The following is a 1,246-nucleotide window of genomic DNA, read 5'->3' on the forward strand; positions in this document are numbered from 1 at the left end:
ACTTCACTAGGGCTAACAATATTCGCCATTGAAGGGTTAACTTCAGAGTTCATATACTCAAAATCAATTTTGAAAACTGCGCTCCACGCTTCCTTCATATCGATAAAGACTTGTTCGAGTACCATATGAACAACCCGAATCTCGGTAGGCGTAAACTCACGCCCTTCAATTTTTGCATGACGCCCATCACCACCAAAGAAGTTATCAACAAGTTTAAAAACTAGCTTGGCATCAAAAATAAATAAACCAGCTCCGCGAAGAGGTCTGATTTTGACAATATTTAAACTGGTAGGAACGTAAAGAGTATGGATATACTCTCCAAACTTCATGATCTGGACACCGCCCGTAGAAACGTCGGCGTTTCTACGGAGCAGGTTAAACAAGCTGATTCTGGTGTAGCGGGCAAACCTTTCATTGATCATTTCGAGCGTAGGCATGCGCCCGCGCACAATTCTATCTTGGCTCGCTAAGTCGTAATTGCGTATACCTTCTTCATCGGCATCGTCCTCCGTGTCGATATCACCATCATCGACACCATGCAATAACGCATCTATCTCGTCTTGTGATAATAAATCTTGCACACTAATACCTGACTATATGAATTTTTAAGCAATCACAAAATAAGCTATTTGACGGTCGCGAAAATAACACCAAACAAATAACTTAAAACATCTTGAACAAAACTACTGCAATACAAAATTAGTGAAATAAACGTTCTCTATCTCACCAGCCTCTTCACTACTTAAGACAGTATTAATCACTTCGACTGTCTGAGCTTGAAGCGCTAACTTACCTTCCTCAGTGCGAATCTGTTGAAAGTCCTGATCTGCGTATACATTCAATAAACGTGAACGTATCAAAGGCATATGGTGGTCTAAAGCATCCAAAGCACTGGCATCACGACTAGAAACAGATAATGAAATCTGCATATACCGCTGACGCCCATCGACATTAAACGTAACCAAAAATGCTGGCTTAATTGGAATGTAGCTAGCTGGCTCCTTTACTTCTTCTTCAATAACCGGTTCAGTTGGTGCGTCTTCATCGCCACCAAGCAAAAACATCGTCACACCAACCGATAGACCAATAGCTAAAATTGCAACGATCGCAATAATAATAATTAGCTTTTTCTTTGAACCACCTTCGCCAGATTGCTCTTCTTCAGTTTTGTTTTCTTCTTCTGCCACGTCAAAATCCCGTCATATCAAATCGCAGCTGAGCACCTTTACAGATATCCAGCAAAGTG

The 1,246-nt window shown here is 41.1% G+C and carries 2 protein-coding genes; both read right to left on the reverse strand.

Annotation, left to right across the window (positions count from 1 at the left end):
• The coding region (fliM, locus tag A3766_RS25265; RefSeq protein ID WP_197479736.1) for a flagellar motor switch protein FliM at positions 1-587 on the reverse strand (587 nt) is incomplete at its 3' end.
• A gap of 96 nt (positions 588-683) precedes the next feature.
• A complete protein-coding gene (fliL, locus tag A3766_RS25270; RefSeq protein ID WP_068513649.1) occupies positions 684-1,187 on the reverse strand; it encodes a flagellar basal body-associated protein FliL in 504 nt (167 codons plus the stop codon).
• Positions 1,188-1,246: the final 59 nt, after the last annotated feature.

This window comes from Oleiphilus sp. HI0132, from assembly GCF_001635845.1.